Source organism: Thioalbus denitrificans, assembly GCF_003337735.1.
Taxonomy (GTDB): Bacteria; Pseudomonadota; Gammaproteobacteria; order DSM-26407; family DSM-26407; genus Thioalbus; species Thioalbus denitrificans.
Genome location: NZ_QPJY01000001.1, coordinates 206,260 through 228,787 on the forward strand (window position 1 = coordinate 206,260; position 22,528 = coordinate 228,787).

Consider the following 22,528-nt stretch of genomic DNA (forward strand, 5'->3'; position numbering starts at 1 on the left):
GCGCCCGCAGGGAGCCCCCCGAAAGGGCCATGACGGCGTTGCAGCGCTGGACAAGGGAACAACCATTGCCTGCGCACTGCGCCTTGTCCTGGCGCTTTCGGGGGGCTCTGAAAGTACCTCCAAGAGTGGCGCAGCAGTACCCGAGCGGCCGTCAGGCCGTTCCCCCTTGTGCCCCGCGTCTCCGGGAGTGGCGCGGGCAACCAGCCGGCCTCACTTGCCGCCGCCCACCTGGCGCGGGTCGATGCCCAGGGCCTTGAGCTTGCGGTAGAGGTGGGTGCGCTCCACCCCGGCGAGCTTCGCCACCTGGCTGACGTTGCCGCCGCTGGCCTGCAGGTGGTGCTCGAAGTAGGCCTTCTCGAACAGCTCGCGCGCCTCGCGCAGGGGCAGGTCCAGCACGCCGGGGGCGGCCAGTCCGCCCGCGGCCAGGCTCGCCTCGCCCAGGGCCTGTTCCACCTCCTCCAGCCCGATTTCGTCGCCGCTGCCGAGAATCAGCAGCCGCTGCACCAGGTTCTTCAGCTCCAGGACGTTCCCGGGCCAGCTGTAGAGGCGCAGCCGGTTCTGGGCCGCCAGGGAGAAGTGCCGGTAGGGCAGGTTGTCGTGGTCCACGAACCGGTCCACGTAGAAGTTGAGCAGATCCGGCACGTCCTCGGCATGTTCGCGCAGCGGCGGGATGCGCAGCGGGACCACGTTGAGGTGGTAGTAGAGATCCTCGCGGAAGCGGCCGTCGCGAACCTCCTGCTCCAGGTTGCGGTGGGTGGCGGCGATGATGCGCACGTCCACCTTGACCGGCTCGGTGCCGCCCACCCGCCGGAAGGCCTGGGTCTCCACTGCGCTCAGCAGCCGGGCCTGGGTCTCGGGATCCATGTCGGCCACGTCCTCGAGGAACAGCACGCCGCCGTTGGCCTGTTCCAGGCGGCCGAAGTGGACCTCCTCGCCCTCCTCGCTGCCGAACAGCTCCACCGCCGAGTTCTCCCGGGCGATGATGGCCACGCCCACGTCCACGAACGGGCCGTCGCGGCGGGCGCTGCAGTGGTGCAGGTAGCGGGCCAGGGTCTTCTTGCCGCTGCCCGCCTCGCCGGAGATGAGCACGCGGCTGTCGTGCTGGGCGATGCGCTCCACCTGTTCGCGCAGCGCCTGCATCAGCTGGCTCTTGCCCACCGGCTCGAAGACGGTCTGCACCTGGCGGCGCAGGCCCACGTTCTCGCGGGCGAGCTTCTCCGCCTGCAGCGCCCGCTCCACGGTGAGCAGCAGCTTGGCCAGGGACAGGGGCTTTTCCAGGAAGTCGTAGGCGCCGAGCCGGGTGGCTTCGACGGCGGTTTCCACGGTCCCGTGGCCGGACATGACGATGACGGGCATCTCCAGGCCGTTGTCTCCGCGCCACTCCTTCAGCAGGGTGATGCCGTCAACGTCCGGCAGCCAGATGTCCAGCAGTACCAGGTCGGGCTTGCGGGAGCGCCGTGCGCGCCGCGCCGCCTCGCCGTTCTCGGCGGACTCCACCTGGTAGCCCTCGTCGGCCAGGATCTCCTGCAGCAGGGTACGGATGTCCGGCTCGTCATCGACGACTAGGATATGGGGTGCGCTCATGCTTCTCCGGCTTCAGGTCAGGATTCAGGGGCGGCTCTGGCCCCGTGGTTCAACAGCGCGTCGCGGTTCTCGGCCTGGACCGGGAGGCGCAGGCCGAAGCAGACGCCGCCGGTGGTCAGGTTTTCGGCCCAGATGACGCCGCCGTGCTCTTCCACAATCTTCTTCACGATGGCCAATCCTAGCCCGGTTCCCTTTGGCTTGGTAGTGACATAGGGTTCGAACAGCTGGCCGAGAATCTCCTCGGGGATGCCCGGACCGTGATCCACGACCCGCAGTTCCACGTGCCGGCAGCCGGTCTCCTCGCTGCAGCGGGTGGCGATTTCCACCTTCACCGTCGCCTCCCCGGCGGCCTCCTCGGCGTTCCGGAGCAGGTTGTGCAGCACCTGGCGCAGGCGTCCCGCGTCGGCCTCGATGGCGGGCAGTGCGGGATCCAGCCCGGTCTCGATCTCCAGCGGCCGGCCCGGGCCGCGGTAGAGCTCGAGGATCTCCCGCACCAGGTCGTTGAGCTGCAGCTGCTCGAGCTGCAGCGCCGGGCTGCGGGCGTAGTTGGAGAAGGCGTTCACCATCTCCTTCATCGCCTCCACCTGCTGCACGATGGTGTGGGTGAGGCGGTCGAGCACCTCCGCGTCGTTCCCCTCCATGCTGCGCAGGTACTTGTGCCGCAGGCGCTCGGCGGAGAGCTGGATGGGGGTGAGGGGATTCTTGATCTCGTGCGCCAGGCGCCGGGCCACCTCGCCCCAGGCGGCGTTGCGCTGGGCCTGGATGAGGGTGGTGATGTCGTCGAACACCACCACGAAGCCGGAGCCCGGCAGGGCGCTGCCCTGGCACATGAGCACCTGCCGGCCGCCGCCCCCGAACAGGGTCACCTCCTCGCGCCACTCGCGGTTGTCGCGCCGCAGGCGCGGTTCCAGCACTTCGACGAACTGCTGCAGGTGGGGGTGGCGGACGCCGAGCTCGGTGAAGGGCTGCTTCATGCAGGCGCGGACCTCGGCGCCGAGAATCTGGTCCGCGGCCTTGTTGCTGGTGCGCAGGACGTGGCGGCGGTCGAGGGTGAGCACGCCCGAGGAGAGGCTGCCCAGCACCGCCTCGAGGTAGGCCCGCTGGCTCTCGGCCTGGCGCTGGCTGTGGCGCACCTCCTCCTGGGCCCGGGAGATGCGGCGGGTCATCTCGTTGAAGGAGCTGACCAGAAAGCCGAGCTCGTCATAGCCGGCGGCGGGCAGCTGCTTGTCGTAGTCGCCGGCGGCCACCGCGCGGGTTCCCTCGGCCAGGTCGGTCACCGGCGCCACCAGGCGCCGGGCGGAGTAGAAGGCCACCCACACGGCCATCAGCAGGGTCAGCAGCAGGACCAGGGACAGGGTGAGGGTGAAGCTGTACTTCAGCGGCGTGCGCATGAACGCCAGTTCGCGGTACTGGGCGAAGGCAGTCTGGACGCTGTCGGCGAGGTTGCTCATGCGCCCGGCCACCGGGTACAGCGCCTGCAGCACGTAGGTCTCCCCGCCGGGGCTCACCGGGTCGGTGCCCACCACCACGCGCACGTGCAGACCGGCGCCCTCGATGGGATCGAGGCCCACATAGGTGTGGCCCTGGTGGACCTGCAGCAGCACCGCGTCACCCGGGGTGTTGGGGACCAGCTGGGTGGTCTCCACGCTGCTGGTGGCGATGATGGTGCCGTTGCGGGCCATCAGCGTCAGCTCGGTGGCGCCGGCCCGGGTGCGCATGTCGTCCAGCGCCAGGGCCCGCAGGCTGCCGCCCATCATGATGCCGCTCTCCAGCTCGTCGGTGAGGCTGGTGGTCTGGCGCAGCACTTCCCGCATGCGGGTCTCGAAGGAGGAGCGGCTGAGCTCCAGGGCGTCGTCCAGCGCCTGCTCCACGCGCACGTCGAACCAGCTGTCGATGCCGCGCAGCAGGAACTGCAGGGAGAAGGCGTAGACCAGGGTGACCGGCACCACCGACAGGAGGATGAAGATGAGCACCAGCCGGGCGGTGAGCTGGGAGCCGGCCTCGCGGCGGCGGTACTGGCGCAGCATCCGCGCCAGGTTGGCCGCGATCAGCGCCACCAGCGTGACCAGCCCCACCACGTTCACCAGCAGCAGCAGGGAGTAGAGGTTGCCGAAGCGCTGGGAGTTCTCCGTGGCGTTGCTCATCAGCAGCAGGGAGGCCAGCAGCAGCAGGAACAGGCCGAACATGGCCCAGGCGGAAGCGCGCCCCGGCCGCCGGGGCGGCTGGTTCAGCGGCGTATTGGCGGTGGGCTCAGGGCGCATGGCCAGGCTGCAGCGGCCACTCGACCCATTCGCTCTTCAGGCGCCAGTCCCGGGACAGGTAGGCCATGGGGCGCAGCGGCGAGGGCAGTGCCTCGGTGTGCAGCCGGACCCGGACCCGGCCGCGGTATTCGTCGCCGGCGACGAGCAGCGGCTGTTCCAGCAGCGGCAGACCGCGGATGCGCTCCACGCTGGCCAGCGCATCCTCCAGGTGGGTGTGGCTGGTCTGGACCCCGGTGTTGAGATTCTTCACCAGGTAGCGCCGGCTGAGGGCGTGGTGGCGCAGCTGGTAGCGCTGTTCCAGGCTGGCCACGGTCTGGTCCCAGAGCCAGGGCCGCTGCTGCACCACCTCGATCTCGACACCGAGAATCAGGGGTACGCCGTTGACCAGCGCGTCGCGCACCTCCCCTTCCAGCTCCAGGTCCAGGTCCGCATCCATGCGGTAGACCCCGTCCACCAGCTGGGAGCGGACTTCGCGCACCCTGAACTCCGCCGCCAGCGCGGTGGTGGCCGCGAGGGTCAGGCACAGGGTCAGCAGCGTGGCCAGGTGGCGGTAGTGGACAATGGTGCCGTGCATGTCGGGGCTCGTGCGCTTGTGTGGTTGCGCCCGGTCAGGGTTCCGCCGGCTTCTCCAGCCGGGCATAGAAGAACCCGTCACGGTCCTCCTGCCCGGGAAGAATCTGACGGCCCACGGGACGCGCAAGGCCCCACCCGGCAGCGATGGGACGCTCGCGGGCATCCCCATGCGTGGCGAGAAAGGCCTCAACCACCTGCTCGTTCTCCGCGGCCAGCGCCGAGCAGGTGGCGTAGACAAGCATACCCCCGGGGCGGAGCAAGGGCCACAGGGCGGTGAGGATGGCGGCCTGGGTGCGCGCCAGCTCCGGGATGTCCGCGGGACGGCGCAGGAGCTTGATGTCGGGATGGCGGCGGATGACCCCGGTGGCCGAACAGGGCGCATCGAGCAGGATGCGGTCGAAGGGCGTCCCGTCCCACCAGCCCTCCGGGCGGGCCGCATCCCCGCTGCTGAGCGTGCAGCCGAGGCCGAGGCGGTCGAGGTTTTCCCGCACCCGTCCGAGGCGCTCGGCGCTGATGTCGAGCGCCACCAGCTCCGCCAATCCGGGGGTGAGTTCCAGGATATGGGCGGTCTTGCCCCCCGGGGCGGCGCAGGCGTCGAGCACCCGCTGTCCCGGTGCCGCCTCGAGCAGTACGGCGGCCAGCTGGGCCGCGGCGTCCTGGACCGACACCTCGCCGTGATCGAAGCCGGGCAGGCTGCGAACCTCGGCCACGGGATCGATGCTGACCGCCCAGGGCTGTCCCGGGACGGGGCGGGGATCGAGGCCGGCCGCGGCCAGTCGCTCGAGGTAAGCGGCGGGATCGGGGTGGTGCAGGCGGCTGATGCGCAGGGTCATGGGCGGCTGGCGGTTGTTGGCCGCGACGACCGCCTCCCACTCCCCGGGCCAGTCCGTGCGCAGCCGCTCGAGCAGCCAGTCCGGGTGGGCATGGCGCGCCACGGGATCCCCGTCGGCGCGGCGGTTGAGCTCGGCGCCGCGGCGCTGGTAGCCGCGCAGTACGGCGTTGACCAGGCGGGTCGCCCAGGGCCGCCCGAGGGCGCGGGCCGCCTCGACGGTCTCCGCCACGGCGGCGTGGGCCGGGATGCGCAGGTGCTCGAGCTGGTAGAGCCCGACCCACAGCAGTGCGCCCAGTTCCGCGTCGCGCGCCTTCAATGGCTGGTTCAGCAGCTGGCCCGCCAGCCAGGCCAGCCGCGGTTGCCAGCGCAGGGTGCCGTAGCAGAGCTGCTGCAGCAGGGGGCGGTCGCGGGGCGCGCGCACCTGCCCCAGTGCCGGGGGCAGGACCGTGTCCAGGGAGCGGCCCTGGGCAGCGACCTGGTTGACCACCCGCGCGGCCAGAGCGCGCAGGTTCATGTGGGCAGGGATGGTTTCACGGCGATTCACCCGGCGGGCGTGGCTTCGGCGCCGAGACGCAGGCCGGGGGCGAAACCGCGCTGGGCGTTGAGGAAGTCCCGGGCCGGCAGGGACCGCCCGCCGGGCAGCTGCAGCCGCTTCAGCCGCAGGATGCCCGCGCCGGTGGCCACGTCGATGCCGTTGCGATCGGCCGCCACCACCGTCCCCGGCGCCGCCCGGGACGGTCCCGGGCGCGGCTCGGCCTCCCAGATCCTGAGGTTTTGATCCCCGAGCCGGGTGAAGGCCACCGGCCAGGGATTGAAGGCGCGGACCTGCCGGTCCAGCTCGGCGGCGCTGCGGCTCCAGTCGATCTCCGCCTCGGACTTTTCCAGCTTGGCGGCATAGTTGGCCAGGGCCTCGTCCTGGGTCTCGGCGGCGAGGGCGCCGGCCTCGAGTCCGGCAAGGGCCTCCACCAGGGCCCGTGCCCCCAGGTTGGCGAGCCGGTCGTGCAGGGTCTGGGCGGTGTCCCCGGCGCCGATGGGGCAGCTGACCCGCAGCAGCATCGGGCCGGTATCGAGGCCGGCCTCCATCTGCATGATGGTGACGCCGCTCTCGGCGTCGCCGGCCAGGATGGCGCGCTGGATCGGGGCCGCGCCGCGCCAGCGCGGCAGCAGGGAGGCATGGACGTTGATACAGCCCAGCCGCGGGGTGTCGAGCACCGCCTGGGGCAGGATCAGGCCATAGGCGACCACCACCATGATATCCGCCCGCCACGCCGCCAGCTCCCGCTGAGCGTCGGGATCGCGCAGCGTGGGCGGCTGGCGGACGGCCAGGCCCTGCTCCAGGGCCAGGGCCTTGACCGGGCTGGCGGTCAGCTTGCGTCCTCGACCCGCGGGACGATCGGGCTGGGTGTAGACGGCGCAGACCTCGTGCGGTGATTCCAGCAGGGCCTGGAGGCAGGTGGCCGCGAACTCGGGCGTGCCGGCGAAGATGATGCGCAAGGGTCCTCCGGGAAGTCGGTCGAATCGGGTATCGGCGCCCGCGCTGGCGCATGGAAGTGCAGTAGTGTACTGCGCCGCCGTGGCCGGTGCATGCGCTCTCCCGTCCGCGGGGTTCCGGACCCGGTGCCGGGGGCGATGGCCGGGGCTTCGACCGACGCCGCCCGATTCACCACGAAGGCACGAAGTGCACGAAGAAAGAGGCAAATGGCGATCGAGGCCCTATCGGCAGATCTTCCGACTCCCTTCGTGCGCTTCGTGTCTTCGTGGTGCAACGCTTCTTTCTGGAAATGCCCCCGTTACACCGAACGCGCCCCGGGCAAGGCAGGTCGTTCCACTCGGGCGCAAAAAAAAACGCACCCAGTGGGTGGGTGCGCAAATAGGGACTGCCAGATGGAGGATTGCACTGATTCCGGTGCCGTGGCCCTCGCGGGCTGCGTTACCGACCCCCCAGTGCACAGGGGGTTAAGCTCTTTCGATTGCTGTCATGTCCCGGGCCTCGGCCTGGGATTCATGCTCCCTTGCGTCCGAATACGAACAGCAGCAGCGTGATGGTCAGGCTCGCCACGATTCCGGCGATGGTCAGACTGTCCAGGCACATTGCTTTGGCTTCGCTCTCGCTTGCGGTCGGTCAAATCGGGTGGAGATGCCAGTATCTCCGCCATCTCTGATACACTTACACTCTGTGCGGGTTTGCCTCGCGCGGCCAATCGAAAACCCACGCTGCAAGCCTTGCTGAACCAGCCCGCCCGGAAGTGCAAAGGGTGATTCGCTGAATCCGGTTGCTCTTGGTCGCAATACCAAGCAATCCATGTGCCATGTTTTTTATATACCCTGATGCGGACATGGAAAATGCAGTGAAATTCGTGAGTTGATATATGCCGTCCGTTTTGTAATAAATTGTAACAGAAGGATTTTTGTCCTATAGCCAGAGACTTGTCGCCACTGCGCCCCATGGCGTGCCGGCTCCATCGTGGATATTCCGGCCCGGGCATTGGCCCTGTTTTTTATCCGTGTAAAGGGCAAAATGCTGTCATTATTGGCAGACAAGGCGCATAATCCTGCCATATTTGGCAGGATTCCGGGTTCGCCATGAATAGCATTGCCTCTCCCTCGCTCCCCCTCCCCGGCCTGGAGGCCGTCCTCGACTCCTTTCCGGAACCGATGGTGCTGCTCGATCGCGACTATCGGGTGGTGGCGGCGAATGAGACCTATCTGCGGGACTACCAGGATGACGTGCCCGTGGCGGGGCGTTGCTGTTACGAGGTGTCGCACCACTATGACCGCCCCTGCGACCAGGTGGGCGAGGATTGTCCGCTGAGCGAGAGTCTGCGCAGCGGGCAGATGCACCGGGTGCTGCACGTACACCACACCCCGCGCGGCCATGAGCATATCGAGGTGGAGACCCTGCCCATCCGCGGCGGGAGCGGTGAGGTGGAGTTCTTCCTCGAGCTGCACCGGCGGGTGCGGGGGTTCGCCGCCGAGCCCGGCAGTCCCGGGCTCGTGGGGCGCTCGCAGGCCTTCAACCGCATGCTGGAGCTGATCCAGCGGGTCGCGTCCAGCGAGACGGCGGTGCTGCTGCAGGGGGAGTCGGGGACGGGCAAGGAGCTGGCGGCCAAGGCGGTGCACCTGGCCAGCCCGCGCTCCCAGGGCCCCTTCGTGCCGGTGGAGTGTTCCGGCCTGACCGAGTCGCTGTTCGAGAGCGAGTTGTTCGGCCATGTGCGGGGGGCGTTCACCGGCGCCCACAGCCAGAAAGTGGGCCTGGTGGAGTCGGCCCGCGGGGGGACGCTGTTCCTGGACGAGGTGGGGGATGTGCCGCTGGGGCTGCAGGTGAAGCTGTTGCGCCTGCTGGAGACGCGCACCTACCGGCGGGTGGGCGACGTGGAGACCCAGAATGCCGATTTCCGCCTCATCTGCGCCACCCACCGCGGCCTGAAGGCCATGGTGGGCGAGGGGTCCTTCCGCCGCGATCTCTTCTATCGCATCAGCACCTTCCCGATTCACCTCCCCGCCCTGCGGGAGCGGCACGAGGATCTGCCGCTGCTGGTGCATACCCTGCTGCGGCGCATCGCGCCGGCCCGGCGCCTGCGGCTCGATCCGGCCGCCATGAACTGCCTGTTGCGCTACGCCTTCCCGGGCAATATCCGGGAGCTGCGCAACATCCTCGAGCGCGCCACCCTGCTGTCCGACGGGGAGGTGATCCGACCGGAACACCTGCCTGAAGTCTGCGATGGGGGGGAGACGGCGGAGGTCCTGCCGCCCCGGTTCCGCCAGATCCTGCCCCTGGAGGACCTGGAGCAGGCCTACCTGCGCTGGGCTTCGGCACGCTTCCCCGGGAGCAAGAAGGAGCTGGCCGAGCAGCTGGGCCTGAGCGAGCGCACCCTCTATCGCAAGCTCGCCGAGGCCGATGGCAGCGCAGGAGCGGTGGCGGGGGATTCCCCGCCGTGACGGCCGGGCACCCGTCGCGGCGCTGATTCCCGACCCGCGCGCCCGGTCCCGCCGGCGCAGTGGATCAGCCTCAAGTCCGACAGGCTGCTAGAGCGTCTGGCGGCGGACCTTCTCGAGCTTCTTGCGGATGCGCTGGCGCTTGAGCGGCGAGAGGTAGTCCACGAACAGCTTGCCCTCCAGGTGATCCATCTCGTGCTGGATGCAGACCGCCAGCAGGCCGTCGGTGTCCAGCTCGAACGGGTTGCCGTCGCGATCCAGCGCCCGGACCCGGATCCGCTCCGCCCGCTCCACCGGCTCGTAGATGCCCGGCACCGAGAGGCACCCCTCCTCCATCTGCTCCATTCCCTCCGCCGCCAGGATCTCGGGATTGATGAGGCACAGCGGCTGGTTCTTCTCCTCGGAGATGTCCACCACCAGGATGCGTTTCTGGATGTTGACCTGGTTGGCGGCCAGCCCGATGCCCGGTGCGTCGTACATGGTTTCGAGCATGTCGTCGACGATGCGCCGGATCGAGTCGTCGACCCGCTCCACCGGCTTCGCCTCCAGGCGCAGCTGCGGGTCGGGATAGTGCAGGATGTGAAGTATGGACATGGGAATCCGCCGAGCGTTGGTGTAATTGGTGTATATACTTGGTGTATATATTTAACTGTCTACTCTTATAACCGGGCAAGTCTCACCAGTGTCGGGCCGCATCGCTGTCAGACCCCGCCAGGACGGACGGGGTTCCCCCCTGAGGGAGGGGGCGGGCTGCGGCCCGAACCGTGGGTTACAGGATAACAAATAGGAAAAGTGTGGCCCGGTTCTCCCCTGTCGGAGTGTTCGGTCCCGGATAATGACCCTGCGAGCGGCATGCGATGCCGGACATGTTCATGGAGATCTGAAGGGAACGCCAGCTATGAAGAGACTGATTGGCTTGGTACTTGCGCTGTGCGTGGGCCTGGCGGTGGCGGCCACCCCGGAGTTGCGGCCCGATCACCCCGACCGCTACGTGGTGGTGAAGGGGGACACCCTGTGGGACATCAGCGGCAAGTTTCTCCGCTACCCGTGGTTCTGGCCCGAAATCTGGCAGGTCAACCCCCAAATCGCCAACCCGCACCTCATCTATCCCGGTGACGTGCTGACCCTGGTGTACGTGGACGGCAAGCCGCGGCTGATGCTGCAGCGGGGCGGAACGGTGAAGCTCTCCCCGCGGATACGCACCTCGCCGCTCGAGGACGCCATTCCCACCATCCCCATGGAGACCATCCGCCCGTTCCTGGTGGGCGCGCAGGTGGTGAGCCAGGAGGAGATCGACGCCGCCCCCTACATCGTGGCCAGCGTCGGCGAGCACATCATCGCCGGGGCCGGGGACCGGGTCTACGTGCGCAAGGTGGAGGACGACGCCCAGACCCGCTTCAACGTCTTCCGGCCGGGCGGCCCCTACATCGATCCGCAGACCCAGGAGGTGCTGGGCTACGAGGCCATCCACGTGGGCCAGGCGGACCTGCAGCGGACCGGCGATCCCGCCACCCTGATGCTGGCCACCACCACCCGCGAGGCGATCGACGGCGATCGGCTGCTGCCGATCCCCGAGGAGCCGGTGCGCCCCTACTTCATGCCGCGGGCGCCGGAGCAGGAGGTGGAAGGCCAGATCATCTCCGTCTACGACGGCGTGACCCAGATCGGCCAGTACCACACGGTGGTGATCAACCGCGGTATCCGCGACGGCCTCGAGCCCGGCCACGTCCTGGCGGTCTACCAGGCGGGCAACGTGATCGAGGACCCGGTGACGCCGGATCCCCGCGACACGGTGCAGCTCCCGGATGAGCGCGCCGGTGTGGCGATGGTCTACCGGACCTTCGACCGGGTGAGCCTGGCGCTGATCATGCGGGCCACCCAGGCCATTCACGTGCTGGACAAGGTGCGCAACCCCTGAGAGCCGATGCGGCAGGCCGGCGGCGTCCGTGCCCGGACCGCCGCGGCGGTCCGGCCGGGAAACCTCCGCCCGTCGCGAGCGGGCGGCAACGGCAGGAAGCCGACGGAGGGTCGGGATGACCCGTTCACCTACCCATGAGCCCGGCCTGCGCGCCTGGCTCACACTGCTGCGGGCCCCCGGTGTGGGGCCCGCGGCGTTCCGCGATCTCCTCGCCCGGGGCGTGGCGCCGGAGGCGGTTTCCGGCGCCACGGCCGCGACCCTGAGCCGGCTGGGCCTCGACGCGGCGGCCCGGGCCTGGCTGCAGGCGCCCGACGCGGCGTGCATCGATGCCGATCTGGACTGGGTCGCCCGCCCGGGCAACCATGCCCTGACCCTCGCCGATCCCGCCTATCCGGAGCTGCTGCGCGCGCTTCCCGATGCGCCGCCGGTGCTCTTCGTGCATGGCAATCCGGGTGTGCTGGCCCAGCCCCTGCTGGCGCTGGTGGGCAGCCGCAATCCCACTCCCGGGGGGCGGGACAACGCCGCCGCCTTCGCCCGCCACCTCGCCGCCGGGGGACTGGGCATCGTCAGTGGCCTGGCGCTGGGTATCGACGCCGCGGCCCATGAGGGCGCCCTGGCGGCGGAAGGCTTGACGGTGGCGGTGCTGGGGCACGGGCTGGACCGGGTCTATCCCGCCGCGCACCGGGACCTGGCCCACCGCATCGCCGCCGGCGGTGGTGCGCTGGTGTCCGAATTCCCGCCGGGCGTGCCGCCCCGGGCCGAGCACTTCCCCCGCCGCAACCGCATCATCAGCGGCCTCAGCCTCGGGGTGCTGGTGGTGGAGGCGGCCATTCGCAGCGGTTCGCTCATCACCGCCCGGACGGCCGCGGATCAGGGCCGGGAGGTGTTCGCCATCCCGGGCTCCATCCATAACCCCCTCGCCCGCGGCTGTCACCGCCTCATCCGCCAGGGGGCGAAACTGGTGGAGACCGCGGCGGACATCCTCGAGGAACTGGGGTCCCTCTACCTGGCCGGTCTCGAGGGCCGCGCCGCCGCGGATTCGGCGCCCGTGCCGGAGACGGCCGGCGCCGATCCCGACTACCGGCGCCTGCTCGAGGCGCTCGGCCACGACCCGGTTTCGGTGGACGTGGTGGTGGACCGCAGCGGATTGACCCCGGAAGCGGTTTCCTCCATGCTGTTGCTCCTAGAACTGCAGGGTGTCGTAGAGTCCGTACCCGGCGGGTTGTTTACCCGGGCAACGAGGGCCTGAGATGAAAGAGAATGTACTGGACGTCCTGATGTACCTGTTCGAGAACTTCATGAACAGCGAATCGGGGCCGGAAGCGGACCAGGATTCCCTCAGGCAGGAACTCGAGGACGCCGGCTTCCACCGCAGCGAGATCCACAAGGCCTTCTCCTGGCTGGAGGGGCTGGCCGAGCAGCAGTCCGAGCAGCCCCAGGGCGTCGCCTGCGGCACTGCCGCGCTGCGGGTGTTCACCGACCAGGAGGTCAAGAAGCTCGACCTGGAGTGCCGGGGCTTCCTGCTGTTCCTGGAGCAGGTGGGAGTCCTGGACGGCTGCATGCGCGAGTTGGTGATCGACCGGGTCATGGCGCTGGACAGCGACGAGATCGACATCGACCAGTTCAAGTGGATCGTGCTCATGGTCCTGTTCAACCAGCCCGGCCAGGAAGCGGCGGTCGCCTGGATGGAGGATTTGATGTTCGAGGGACCGGGCGGCAGCCTCCATTGAGAGGTTGACAGGTGCGGTGCCGGTCGGGGACCGTACCCGGGCACCGGGATCGAGTTTTCATGCGGCATCCCACCGCATGCGCGTCAGGTACCCGCTGCTGAGGCGGGTTTTCTTTTTTTCTGGCGGGAAACAACGGAACCTTAGAGAAGAGACGTCGTCGTTGTGAGCAAGAACCTGGTTATCGTGGAGTCGCCGGCCAAGGCGAAGACCATCGAGAAGTTCCTCGGCGGGGATTTCGTCGTGCGATCCTCCTATGGTCACGTGCGCGATCTGCCGCGCAAGGGCCTGTCCATCGACGTGGACAACGGTTTCGAGCCGACCTACGAGATCAGCGCGGACAAGCAGTCCACCATCCAGGAGTTGCGCCGCGAAGTGAAGACGGCGGTCACCGTCTGGCTCGCAACCGATGAGGACCGCGAGGGGGAGGCCATCGCCTGGCACCTGGCCGAGGCGCTCGGCCTGGACGTGGACGAGACCCGCCGTATCGTGTTCCACGAAATCACCAAGCCGGCGATCCTGGACGCCATCGCCAGGCCCCGGAACATCGATCGCGACCTGGTGGACGCCCAGCAGGCCCGCCGCATCCTCGACCGGCTGGTGGGCTACGAGCTCTCCTTCGTGCTGTGGAAGAAGATCAGCAAGGACCTCTCCGCCGGCCGCGTGCAGTCGGTGGCGGTGCGCCTGGTGGTGGAGCGGGAGCGGGAGATCGATACCTTCAGCGCCAGCTCCACGTTCAAGGTCAGTGCCGACTTCGACCTGGGCGAGGGTGTCACGCTGAGTGCGAAGCTGGGGCGGGACTTCCCCACCGAGGCCGAGGCGCGGGCCTTTCTCGGGCAGCTGCAGGGGGCGGAGTTCCGGGTCGAGGGACTGGAGGTCAAGCCGGCCACCCGTTCGCCGCGGCCGCCCTTCACCACCTCCACCCTGCAGCAGGAGGCCTCGCAGAAGCTCGGCTTCTCGGTGCGCCAGACCATGGTGATCGCCCAGCGCCTCTACGAGTCGGGACGGATTACCTACATGCGTACCGACTCGGTCAATCTCTCCGACCTGGCCCTGGGCCAGGCCCGGGAGGTGATCAGCGGCCGCTTCGGCCAGCCGTATGCCCACACCCGGCGCTTCAAGACCCGCTCGGCCAGCGCCCAGGAGGCCCACGAGGCCATCCGGCCGACGGACCTGGCCGTGGACAACATCGGCGGCGATCGCAACGAACAGCGCCTCTACCAGCTCATCTGGCGCCGGACGCTCGCCTCGCAGATGGCCGATGCGCGCATCGAGCGCACCACGGCCAGCATCGCCATCTCCACGGTGGAGGACCGGCTGGTGGCCAAGGGCGAGGTCCTCACCTTCGAAGGCTTCCTCAAGGTCTACCAGGACAATGGCGACGAGGAGAAGATGCTGCCCCCCCTCACCGTGGGGCAGGCGCTGAGCCCGGCCGAGATCCGGGCCCGCGAGAGCTTCACCCGCCCACCGGCCCGCTACACCGAGGCCACGCTGGTGCGCAAGCTCGAGGAGATGGGCATCGGCCGCCCCTCCACCTACGCGCCCACCATCTCCACCATCCAGGACCGCGGCTACGTCAGCAAGGAGGACCGCGAGGGCGAGGAGCGCCAGGTGCGGATCCTGGTGTTGCGCGAGCCGGGGGTGGTGAACGAGGACAAGACCGAGGTCACCGGCGCCGAGAAGGGCAAGCTGTTCCCCTCCGACATGGCCGGGGTGGTCACCGACTTCCTGGTGAAGCACTTCAGCGAGGTCATCGACTACAATTTCACCGCCAACGTGGAGGCGGAGTTCGACGAGATCGCCGCCGGCAAGAAGCGCTGGCGCGACATGCTCGCGGAGTTCTACGGACCGTTCCATGCCGATATCGAGCGCGCCGAGGACCTCACCCGCGAGGAGGCCTCCCAGACGCGCCAGCTCGGAACCGATCCCGAGTCGGGCAAGCCGGTGAGCGTGCGTATCGGTCGCTTCGGCCCCTATGTCCAGATCGGCACCCGCGAGGACGAGGACAAGCCGCGTTTCGCCGGTCTGCGCCCCGGGCAGCGCATGGACACCATCACCCTCGAGGAGGCCATGCAGCTGTTCCAGCTGCCCCGCTTCCTGGGCGAAACGCCCGAGGGCGAGGAGGTCACCGCCAATATCGGCCGCTTCGGCCCCTATGTGAAGTTCGACAACAAGTATGTCTCCATCCGCGGCGATGATCCCCACAGCATCACCCTCGAGCGGGCGCTGGAGCTGATCCAGGCCAAGAAGGAGGCGGACGCCAACCGCGAAATCAAGGTCTTCGAAGGCTCGTCGGTGCAGGTGCTCAACGGCCGTTACGGTCCCTACATCACCGATGGCAAGAAGAATGCGCGGGTGCCCAAGGACCGCGAGCCCGCGAGCCTGACCCTGGAGGAGTGCCAGCAGCTGCTGGCCGAGGCGCCGGAGCGGCGCGGACGCGGCCGGATGAAGAAGGGTGCGGCGGCCGGAACCGCGAAGAAGAAGGCCGCGGTCAAGAAGAAATCGGCGCCCAAGAAGAAGGCGGCAGTCAAGAAGAAGGCGGCGCCCAAGAAGAAGGCGGCAGTCAAGAAGAGCGCAGTCAAGAACAAGAGCGTACCGAAGCAGAAGGCATCCGGTTGAAGGGTGCCGGAGTGTCCGCCCGTGCCCGGGCGGGCGTCAGCCCCTGATGAACAGGTAGAGAATCATGAGCGAGCCGTTTGTAGCCGTGTTGATGGGATCCGACTCCGATCTGCCGGTCGTCCAGGCGACCCTGGATGTGCTGGCCAAGCTCGAAGTGCCCTGCGAGGTCAAGGTGACCTCCGCCCACCGTACCCCCGAGACGACCCGCAGCTACCTCGCCGACGCCGAGGCCCGGGGCTGCCAGGTATTCGTCTGCGCCGCCGGTTTGGCGGCCCACCTGGCCGGAACCGTGGCCGCCCATACCCTGCGACCGGTGATCGGGATTCCCATCGACGCCGGCCCCCTGAACGGACTCGACGCCCTGCTCTCCACCGTGCAGATGCCGGGCGGCATACCCGTCGCCTCGGTGGCCATCGGCAAGGCCGGGGCGAAGAATGCCGGCTACCTGGCGGCCCAGATGCTGGCGCTGGCCGATGCCGACCTGGCCCGCCGCCTGCGCGAGGAGCGCGAAGCCTCGGCCGAGGCGGTACGCCAGGCGGACGCCAGGCTGCAGGAGCGGCTGCCGGGCTGAAGCGACGGCAGGTCCTTCCCGGTCCTCCGCTGCGCCCGGCGCGTCCTGCGCCCAGGCGGGAGGATGGGGGGTTCCTCCCCAGGCGCCGGCATGGAGTCCCGCCCCCCCCGGCGGTGCCGTAACCGGACGTGGCTGATTGCCGCGCCGGCCGCCCCCGAGCCTTCGCCCGGGTGCGTTCATGGTCTCAGGTCCCCTTCCCGCCGGCACGCTCCGCTTCCTGCGCGGTATAGCGCCCGGGCGAGAGGATGTCGCCGGGGTCCAGGACCGCGCGCAGGCGCGCGGCGAGCGCGCCGGCCCCAGGCGCCAGCCGGGCAAAGCGATCCATCTCCTCCACGCCCAGCCGGTAGGGCAGCAGCCCCCGGTCGCGGCCGGCCTGGAACAGGGCGGCGAAGCAGCGCCGGGCCTGGTCCCCGTGCAGCGCATCGGCCCGGTCGAACAGCAGCGGCACCGTGCTGTCGAAGCAGCGCGCCGACAGGCTGGTCAGGGTGATCAGCGGGTCGATCCCGTGCTCCAGCGCGACGCGGGTGACCATCCCGGCGTAATCCGCCACCGTCTCCGGGCGCATGGGCACCAGCGGCGAGTACCAGAGCACCCCGCAGCCGTCCCGGGCCGGATCCCGCGCCCCCGGCTCCCCCCCTCGGCCCGCGCGCCAGCAGGCCAGCGGCAGGGCCACCTCGTTGGGGATGCCCTCGAGGATCTCCAGCCCCAGCGCCAGGCTTTCCAGGCGCGCCCGCGCCCCTTCCCCCAGCGCGCCCGGTATCAGGCGGGACAGGCCGCGCAGTGGGCCCAGCCGGCCCCGGTTGAGGAACAGCGCCCGGGTCGGCACGCCGCGCAGGTGCCGGCGGACCCGGGCCCGGGCTGCGCGCACCACCGCCGCGGTGCCGTACAGGGCGCCGACGCCGAGCCAGGCCGGGAGCCGCTGGCGCCGCGCCAGCCGCGCCACGACCTCCTCCGGCACCGCCTGCCGGGGCGGAACCTCGGCGGCGGGAAACGGTTCCACCATGGACACCACCCGGCGCCGGTTCATCAGGTTGATGGAGCCCGACACCCCCTCCAGGTCGGTGAGAATGGCCCGCACCGCGGCCACCGCCGCCGGCAGGTGGGACTCCTCGCGGAGCTCGAAGAAGAAGCTCTCCACCCGCTCGGGACGGTGCGCCAGGGCGATGGTGCCGGCGGTGACCACGCCGAAGGCGCCCTGGGTGAACAGGCCGTCCAGGTAGGGACCGATGCCCCACTTGAAGACCTCGTCCACGTCCGGTGCACCCATTTCCGCCAGCGCCGGCCGGTAGAGGCTGCCGTCGGCCAGCACCGCCTCCAGGGAGGTGACGGCGCCGAAGTGATCGGCGTAGGGCGTGAGGCCGTAGCCACGCTCCAGGGCGTTGCCGAGCAGGCTGCAGCGGGGCCCGGCGCCGGTGGCCGGGACCATGAACGGCAGCCGGTGACGATCCAGGTGCGCGCGCAGCTGCGCCTGGGTCACCCCCGGCTCGACGGTCACCGTGGCGAGCTCGGGATCGAGCCGGCGGATGGCCCTGAGCCCGGAGAGATCGAGCACCATGCACCCATCGCGCACGGGATGGGCGCCGCCGTAGCCCCAGTTGTTGCCGGTGCTGATGGGATAGAGCGGGACGGCGTGGCGCTGCGCCAGCCGCACCGCCTCCTGGACCTCGGGCACGGTGCCTGGCAGGAGGGCGCCCGCCAGGGCGCGCCGGGTGCCGCTGGTGTCCTGCGGGTAGCGGGCCCGGGCCTGGTCCGGGCCGAGCACCCGCGCGGTGCCCAGCACCTCGCGCCAGGCCGCGAGGGCGCTCGCGTGGCGTTCGTCGGGGGGGAGTGCGTCGTTGCCCATGGTCACCTCCCTGTGCGGGGCGCTTTCGTTGCTACAATTCTAGCGGATTGAACGGCCGGCACGGCTTATCCCTTCACCGGCGCCGGCTGCGAGACCGCCGCATACGGATCCGACGCGGGATTCCGGATCCCCCATCCCGTGCAGGGAGCGCACTCATGTTGATGTTCCGTGATTCCCACTTCGACGGCCTGCTCGCCGACTGCCCCGATCTGCACACCCGCTGTCATCGACTCCGCTACCAGGTCTACTGCGTGGAACACGCCTACGAGCCGCGCGATCAGCCGCTTGCGGGCGAGGAGCACGACGCCTGGGACAGCGCCGCGGTGGCCTTCCTGCTCACCCACCGGGCCAGCGGCGTGGACGTGGGCACGGTCCGGCTGGTGCTCGCCGACAGCCCGGACGGACTGCCCTTCAGCCGGGCCATGGCCGGCCACCCCCTGCATCTGCCGGAGTGCCGTGGCCGGGTGGCGGAGGTCTCGCGCCTGGCGGTATCGAAGACGTTCCGGCGGCGGGTGGAGGACACCCACGCGCCCTGGAACCACCCCCTGGAGCGGCCCCTGCAGGATGGGGCCCCGGCCCACCCGGGGCCGTTGTTCGGGCTGCTGCGCTGCCTCTACGCCTGGTGCCGCGAGGCCGGAATACCGGGCTGGTGCGCCATGATGGAGCCCGCCCTGGCCCGGCGCCTGGCCGCGATCGGCATCGTGGGCGAGGTCCTCGGCCCGGTCATCGATCACCACGGCCGGCGGGCGCCCTACCATTTCCCCCTCGCGGCGGCGGAGGTGCGGCTGCGCGCGCAGCAGCCGGCGCTGTGGGCCTACATCACCGGCGCGGCGGGGCCGGCCGGCGCGGCGGAGGCGCCGCAGGGAAGGCGCCGCACGGGGGTTTGACTCCGGCCGTCCCGCCCGTCGAGAATCCCCCCGTGGCCACGGGAGTGCGGGTGATGGGCGGGAGCAGGCGGGGCATGGCGGAAATCCGGGGACAATGAACGCGCCGCGCGGGTGGCCGCTGGGGCGTGCGGTGCGGGTCGTGCGCGGCGGCGGGGTCATCGCCTATCCCACCGAAGCGGTCTACGGGCTCGGCTGCGATCCCCTGGACCCGGTGGCGGTGTTGCGGCTGCTGCTGCTCAAGGCGCGCGTCGCGGAGAAGGGCCTGATCCTCATCGGGGCGGACCTGTCCCAGTTCGATTCGCTGCTGCTGCCGCTCGCGCCGGCGCTCCGGGCCAAGGTGCTCGCCAGCTGGCCCGGTGCGGTCACCTGGCTGCTGCCGTCCCGCCCGGAGTGTCCGCAGTGGCTCACCGGCGGGCGGGAGACGCTGGCGGTGCGGGTCCCGGACCACCCTCTTTCCCTGGCGCTGTGCCGCGCCCTGGGCCACCCGCTGGTCTCCACCAGCGCCAACCCGGCTGGCCGGGCGCCGGCGCGCAGCGCCCTGCAGGTGCGACGCTACTTCGGTGACCGGCTGGACTACATTCTTGCCGGGCCGGTCGGCGGCCGCCGGCGCCCCTCGGAGATCCGGGACGGGCGCACGGGGACGGTGATCCGGCCCGGCTGAGCACCCTGGAGAAGCCATGGATCAACCGGACCTGGACGCCGTAAAGGCCTATTTCCTCGACCTGCAGGAGCGGATCTGCACGGCCTTCGAGACACTCGAGGGGGAGGCGCGCTTCCGCGAGGATCGCTGGGAGCGTCCCGGCGGAGGCGGGGGCAGGACCCGGGTCCTGGAGGGTGGCGCGGTGTTCGAAAAGGGCGGCGTCAACTTCTCCCACGTGACCGGCACCGCCCTGCCCCCCTCCGCCACCGCCGCGCGCCCGGAGCTCGCCGGCCGCGGCTTCACGGCGCTGGGGGTGTCGCTGGTGATGCACCCCCGCAATCCCTACGCACCCACCAGCCACGCCAATGTCCGCTTCTTCGTGGCGGAGAAGGCGGGCGAGGCGCCGGTCTGGTGGTTCGGGGGCGGCTTCGACCTCACGCCCTACTACGGCTTCGAGGAGGACTGCGTCCACTGGCACCGCACCGCCCGCGCCGCCTGCGAGGTGCTGGGGCCGACGGCCCACGGCCATTACCGGCGCTGGTGCGACGAGTACTTCTACCTCAGGCACCGGGATGAGCCGCGGGGCATTGGCGGGCTGTTCTTCGACGATCTGAGCGACGGGGGTTTCGAGCGCTGCTTCGAGTTCGTGCGCAGCGTGGGTGATCACTACCTGGAGGCCTACCTGCCCATCGTGGAGCGGCGCTGGCGCACGCCCTACGGGGAGCGGGAGCGGGAATTCCAGTGTTACCGGCGCGGCCGCTACGTGGAGTTCAACCTGGTCTACGATCGCGGCACGCTGTTCGGGCTGCAGTCGGGGGGGCGGACCGAGTCGATCCTGATGTCACTGCCCCCGCAGGTGAGCTGGCGCTACGACTGGCGCCCGGCACCGGACACGCCGGAGGCACGGCTCTACGAGGTGTTCCTCAAGCCCCGCGACTGGCTCGCGGACCAGCCGGCCTGAGCCGGCTCATTTCTCGCCGGTGCGGGTCCCGGCCGCCTCGGGATGGCGGGCCATGCGCTCCAGCTTCTGGCTCAGGTACTCGTTCTGCATGTGGTCGGCCATCTTCTGGAACGCCTCGGAGAGGGTCCCCCGCAGCGGCTTGGGCACCTGCTGATCCTCCAGCGCCCGGTTCATGCACAGCATCCACTGCTCCCGCTCCCGGTCACCGATGGCGAAGGGCAGATGACGGGCGCGCAGCCGGGTCTGGCCGTGCGGCTCCTGGTGCTGGTTCGGGCCGCCGAGCCAGCCGGAGAGGAACAGGGCCAGCTTGTCCCGCGCCTGGTCCAGGCTCTTCGCATGCATGGCGCGCAATTCCCGCACCGCGGGCAGCGTGTCCATGAGTTCGTAGAATCGATCCACCAGGGCCTTGACGCCCTCTTCACCGCCGAGTTGCTCGTAGGGGCTCATCATGACAGTCACCTTTGACACCGTCCTTCCCGCCTGGGCTGGGATTGTCCATCCGAACCTGGCTAAGATGGCGCAGAGTTCCGGCTCGAGTCATTGACAATTGTCGGGTGCGGTGCGGCAACCCGCAGGTCGGCGGTGTGCCGCCGTTCAGTCGAGGATGGCGGCGGCGACACCGAGCAGGGCCGCCGCCATCGCCCAGCGCCCCCAGCCGAGCAGGCGCCGGAACAGCGGCCGGCGGGGTTCGAATCCGATGCCCGTGACGATGCCGGCGGCGGTGCCCCAGAGCACGAGCACCAGCAGCGGCAGGCGCAGATCGCCCGGGAGGCGGGCGATGGCGTCGGCCCGCAGGAACACCGCCGCCACCAGGGCGGCGGTGAGCAGAAGGGTGAGGGGGCCCGCCCAGGCGGGGCGGGCCCGGTTTGCCTGCCGTGGAATCATGCGGCCGGGAGCCGGTTGCTCAGCAGGGCTTGTCGGCGTCGAGGTCGCACTCCGACTCCAGCCACATCACGTTGATGATGCCGAAGGCGCTGGCGAGCAGCACGCCCAGTATCCAGGTGAAGTACCACATAGTCTGTTCCTCCCTATCAGTAGGCGGCGTGGTCGTTGTCGCGCACGAACTGCACCGTGAACTTGCCCCACAGCTGCCGGTAGCACCACACGGTGTAGGCGAGCACGATGGGCAGGAAGATCATCGTGGCCCAGAACATCACCGTCAGGGTCAGGTGGCTGGAGGGGGCGTCCCACAACGTCAGGCTGTGGTTGGGATCCACCGACGAGGGCATGACGAACGGGAACATGGAGAAGCCCGCCGTGAGGATGACCCCCGCCAGGGCCAGGGAGCTGAACAGGAAGCCCCAGCCCGGACGATTGCCGCGGGCGGTGAGGACCGCCAGGGCCGCGCCGCCGAGGCCGAGTGCGGGGGCGGCCAGCATCCACGGGTAGGCCGCGTAGTTGGCCAGCCAGGCGCCGGCCTCCTGCACCACCTCCTTCGCCAGCGGGTTGGGCAGGGCATCGGTGGCGGGCATCGACACGATGCGGTAGCCGTCGATGCCGAGCACCAGCCAGATGCCGGCCAGGGCGAAGGTGACGATCAGCGCCACTCCGAACAGCTGGGCGGCGCCCCTGGCGCGCTCGTAGATCACCCCCTCGGTGCGCAGCATCAGGTACATGGCCCCGTGCATCACCAGCATGGAGAGGCTGACCACGCCCGCGAGCAGCGAGAAGGGGTTGAGCAGGCCGAAGAAGCCCCCGTCATAGTAGGGCAGGAGGTTCTGGTCGTAGTGGAAGGGCAGGCCCAGCAGCAGGTTGCCGAAGGCCACGCCGAACACGGTGGCCGGAATCGCGCCGCCGGCGAACAGGCCCCAGTCCCACCAGCTGCGCCAGTTCTTGTTGGGCAGCTTGCTGCGGTAGTCGAAGCCCACCGGTCGGAAGAACAGGGCGAACAGCACCAGCAGCAGGGCGACATACAGCCCCGAGAAGGCGGCCGCGTAGACGGCTGGCCAGGCGGCGAAAATGGCGCCGCCCGCGGTGATGAACCACACCTGGTTGCCGTCCCAGTGGGGGCCGATGGAGTTGATGATGACCCGCCGCTCCTCGTCGTTCTTGCCCAGGAAGGGCAGGAGCGCGCCGGCGCCCATGTCGAAGCCGTCGGTGATGGCGAAGCCGATGAGCAGCACGCCCACGAACAGCCACCAGATGAGCTTCAGGGTTTCATAGTCGAGAATCATGG

General features: G+C 69.8%; 20 protein-coding genes. 9 read left to right on the forward strand and 11 right to left on the reverse strand.

The window, feature by feature from the left end; genetic code table 11:
• Positions 1-210: 210 nt before the first annotated feature.
• The 5 genes from DFQ59_RS00935 to fmt are packed head-to-tail and all read right to left on the reverse strand — an operon-like array spanning position 211 to position 6,744.
• On the reverse strand, positions 211-1,584 hold the full coding sequence (locus DFQ59_RS00935; RefSeq protein ID WP_114277791.1) for a sigma-54-dependent transcriptional regulator: 1,374 nt from the start codon (positions 1,582-1,584) through the stop codon (positions 211-213).
• Between the two features lie 17 nt (positions 1,585-1,601).
• Entirely contained in the window at positions 1,602-3,845 is a 2,244-nt protein-coding gene (locus tag DFQ59_RS00940) for a sensor histidine kinase (RefSeq protein ID WP_245937134.1), read from the reverse strand.
• Entirely contained in the window at positions 3,835-4,419 is a 585-nt protein-coding gene (locus tag DFQ59_RS00945; RefSeq protein WP_170141981.1) for a DUF4390 domain-containing protein, read from the reverse strand. The genes DFQ59_RS00940 and DFQ59_RS00945 overlap by 11 nt, the downstream gene beginning before the upstream one ends.
• Before the next feature lie 34 nt (positions 4,420-4,453).
• The gene (gene rsmB / locus DFQ59_RS00950; protein ID WP_114277793.1) at positions 4,454-5,764 is read right to left on the reverse strand and encodes a 16S rRNA (cytosine(967)-C(5))-methyltransferase RsmB; all 1,311 of its coding nucleotides are present in this window, start codon (positions 5,762-5,764) and stop codon (positions 4,454-4,456) included.
• A 26-nt stretch (positions 5,765-5,790) separates the two neighbouring features.
• Positions 5,791-6,744 carry a methionyl-tRNA formyltransferase gene (fmt, locus tag DFQ59_RS00955; protein ID WP_114277794.1) on the reverse strand — a complete coding sequence of 318 codons (954 nt, stop codon included), beginning with the start codon at positions 6,742-6,744 and terminating at the stop codon, positions 5,791-5,793.
• A gap of 1,089 nt (positions 6,745-7,833) precedes the next feature.
• On the opposite strand from fmt, the gene DFQ59_RS00960 reads away from it, so the two are divergent.
• Positions 7,834-9,189, forward strand: a complete 1,356-nt coding sequence (locus tag DFQ59_RS00960; RefSeq protein ID WP_114277795.1) for a sigma-54 interaction domain-containing protein — start codon at positions 7,834-7,836, stop codon at positions 9,187-9,189.
• Between the two features lie 87 nt (positions 9,190-9,276).
• Here DFQ59_RS00960 and def read toward each other — a convergent pair whose 3' ends face one another.
• Entirely contained in the window at positions 9,277-9,780 is a 504-nt protein-coding gene (gene def, locus DFQ59_RS00965; RefSeq protein ID WP_114277796.1) for a peptide deformylase, read from the reverse strand.
• 304 nt (positions 9,781-10,084) lie between these two features.
• Here def and DFQ59_RS00970 point away from each other — a divergent pair, with 304 nt between their 5' ends.
• From DFQ59_RS00970 to purE, 5 genes are all read left to right on the forward strand, one after another.
• Positions 10,085-11,104, forward strand: coding sequence for a LysM peptidoglycan-binding domain-containing protein (locus DFQ59_RS00970; RefSeq protein ID WP_114277797.1), 1,020 nt, complete (start codon positions 10,085-10,087; stop codon positions 11,102-11,104).
• Positions 11,105-11,219: 115 nt separating this feature from the next.
• A complete protein-coding gene (dprA, locus tag DFQ59_RS00975) occupies positions 11,220-12,353 on the forward strand; it encodes a DNA-processing protein DprA (protein WP_114277798.1) in 1,134 nt (377 codons plus the stop codon).
• Position 12,354: 1 nt separating this feature from the next.
• Entirely contained in the window at positions 12,355-12,834 is a 480-nt protein-coding gene (locus DFQ59_RS00980) for a DUF494 family protein (RefSeq protein ID WP_114277799.1), read from the forward strand.
• A 162-nt stretch (positions 12,835-12,996) separates the two neighbouring features.
• Complete coding sequence (gene topA / locus DFQ59_RS00985) at positions 12,997-15,450, forward strand: type I DNA topoisomerase (protein ID WP_114277800.1); 2,454 nt, start codon at positions 12,997-12,999, stop codon at positions 15,448-15,450.
• A 64-nt stretch (positions 15,451-15,514) separates the two neighbouring features.
• Entirely contained in the window at positions 15,515-16,021 is a 507-nt protein-coding gene (gene purE / locus DFQ59_RS00990; protein WP_114277801.1) for a 5-(carboxyamino)imidazole ribonucleotide mutase, read from the forward strand.
• Between the two features lie 184 nt (positions 16,022-16,205).
• On the opposite strand, the gene DFQ59_RS00995 is transcribed toward purE, so the two are convergent.
• A complete protein-coding gene (locus tag DFQ59_RS00995) occupies positions 16,206-17,864 on the reverse strand; it encodes an FAD-binding oxidoreductase (protein ID WP_114277802.1) in 1,659 nt (552 codons plus the stop codon).
• 155 nt (positions 17,865-18,019) lie between these two features.
• Between DFQ59_RS00995 and DFQ59_RS01000 the strand changes: the two genes are divergently transcribed.
• From DFQ59_RS01000 to hemF, 3 genes are all read left to right on the forward strand, one after another.
• Positions 18,020-18,751, forward strand: coding sequence for a PEP-CTERM/exosortase system-associated acyltransferase (locus tag DFQ59_RS01000; RefSeq protein ID WP_114277803.1), 732 nt, complete (start codon positions 18,020-18,022; stop codon positions 18,749-18,751).
• 94 nt (positions 18,752-18,845) lie between these two features.
• Positions 18,846-19,412 (forward strand): L-threonylcarbamoyladenylate synthase type 1 TsaC, encoded by a 567-nt coding sequence (tsaC, locus tag DFQ59_RS01005; RefSeq protein WP_114277804.1) that lies wholly within the window; start codon positions 18,846-18,848, stop codon positions 19,410-19,412.
• A 16-nt stretch (positions 19,413-19,428) separates the two neighbouring features.
• A complete protein-coding gene (hemF, locus tag DFQ59_RS01010; protein ID WP_114277805.1) occupies positions 19,429-20,352 on the forward strand; it encodes an oxygen-dependent coproporphyrinogen oxidase in 924 nt (307 codons plus the stop codon).
• Positions 20,353-20,358: 6 nt separating this feature from the next.
• On the opposite strand, the gene DFQ59_RS01015 is transcribed toward hemF, so the two are convergent.
• The 4 genes from DFQ59_RS01015 to cydB form a co-directional block, all read right to left on the reverse strand.
• Positions 20,359-20,802, reverse strand: coding sequence for a group II truncated hemoglobin (locus DFQ59_RS01015; RefSeq protein WP_114277806.1), 444 nt, complete (start codon positions 20,800-20,802; stop codon positions 20,359-20,361).
• A 144-nt stretch (positions 20,803-20,946) separates the two neighbouring features.
• Complete coding sequence (locus tag DFQ59_RS01020; RefSeq protein WP_114277807.1) at positions 20,947-21,237, reverse strand: cyd operon YbgE family protein; 291 nt, start codon at positions 21,235-21,237, stop codon at positions 20,947-20,949.
• 19 nt (positions 21,238-21,256) lie between these two features.
• The gene (cydX, locus tag DFQ59_RS01025) at positions 21,257-21,367 is read right to left on the reverse strand and encodes a cytochrome bd-I oxidase subunit CydX (RefSeq protein ID WP_114277808.1); all 111 of its coding nucleotides are present in this window, start codon (positions 21,365-21,367) and stop codon (positions 21,257-21,259) included.
• A gap of 16 nt (positions 21,368-21,383) precedes the next feature.
• On the reverse strand, positions 21,384-22,526 hold the full coding sequence (gene cydB / locus DFQ59_RS01030) for a cytochrome d ubiquinol oxidase subunit II (RefSeq protein ID WP_114277809.1): 1,143 nt from the start codon (positions 22,524-22,526) through the stop codon (positions 21,384-21,386).
• Between the last annotated feature and the right edge of the window lie 2 nt (positions 22,527-22,528).

Bases quoted from the DNA above. Each gene is read 5' to 3' on its own strand.
- def (WP_114277796.1), bottom strand. From the start codon at position 9,780: ATGTCCATACTTCACATCCTGCACTATCCCGACCCGCAGCTGCGCCTG.
- DFQ59_RS00935 (WP_114277791.1), bottom strand. From the start codon at position 1,584: ATGAGCGCACCCCATATCCTAGTCGTCGATGACGAGCCGGACATCCGT.
- DFQ59_RS01020 (WP_114277807.1), bottom strand. From the start codon at position 21,237: ATGATTCCACGGCAGGCAAACCGGGCCCGCCCCGCCTGGGCGGGCCCC.
- cydX (WP_114277808.1), bottom strand. From the start codon at position 21,367: ATGTGGTACTTCACCTGGATACTGGGCGTGCTGCTCGCCAGCGCCTTC.
- DFQ59_RS00940 (WP_245937134.1), bottom strand. From the start codon at position 3,845: ATGCGCCCTGAGCCCACCGCCAATACGCCGCTGAACCAGCCGCCCCGG.
- tsaC (WP_114277804.1), top strand. From the start codon at position 18,846: ATGAACGCGCCGCGCGGGTGGCCGCTGGGGCGTGCGGTGCGGGTCGTG.
- DFQ59_RS00980 (WP_114277799.1), top strand. From the start codon at position 12,355: ATGAAAGAGAATGTACTGGACGTCCTGATGTACCTGTTCGAGAACTTC.
- purE (WP_114277801.1), top strand. From the start codon at position 15,515: ATGAGCGAGCCGTTTGTAGCCGTGTTGATGGGATCCGACTCCGATCTG.
- dprA (WP_114277798.1), top strand. From the start codon at position 11,220: ATGACCCGTTCACCTACCCATGAGCCCGGCCTGCGCGCCTGGCTCACA.
- hemF (WP_114277805.1), top strand. From the start codon at position 19,429: ATGGATCAACCGGACCTGGACGCCGTAAAGGCCTATTTCCTCGACCTG.
- DFQ59_RS00945 (WP_170141981.1), bottom strand. From the start codon at position 4,419: ATGCACGGCACCATTGTCCACTACCGCCACCTGGCCACGCTGCTGACC.
- DFQ59_RS00960 (WP_114277795.1), top strand. From the start codon at position 7,834: ATGAATAGCATTGCCTCTCCCTCGCTCCCCCTCCCCGGCCTGGAGGCC.
- DFQ59_RS01000 (WP_114277803.1), top strand. From the start codon at position 18,020: ATGTTGATGTTCCGTGATTCCCACTTCGACGGCCTGCTCGCCGACTGC.
- DFQ59_RS01015 (WP_114277806.1), bottom strand. From the start codon at position 20,802: ATGATGAGCCCCTACGAGCAACTCGGCGGTGAAGAGGGCGTCAAGGCC.
- rsmB (WP_114277793.1), bottom strand. From the start codon at position 5,764: ATGAACCTGCGCGCTCTGGCCGCGCGGGTGGTCAACCAGGTCGCTGCC.
- DFQ59_RS00995 (WP_114277802.1), bottom strand. From the start codon at position 17,864: ATGGGCAACGACGCACTCCCCCCCGACGAACGCCACGCGAGCGCCCTC.
- cydB (WP_114277809.1), bottom strand. From the start codon at position 22,526: ATGATTCTCGACTATGAAACCCTGAAGCTCATCTGGTGGCTGTTCGTG.
- DFQ59_RS00970 (WP_114277797.1), top strand. From the start codon at position 10,085: ATGAAGAGACTGATTGGCTTGGTACTTGCGCTGTGCGTGGGCCTGGCG.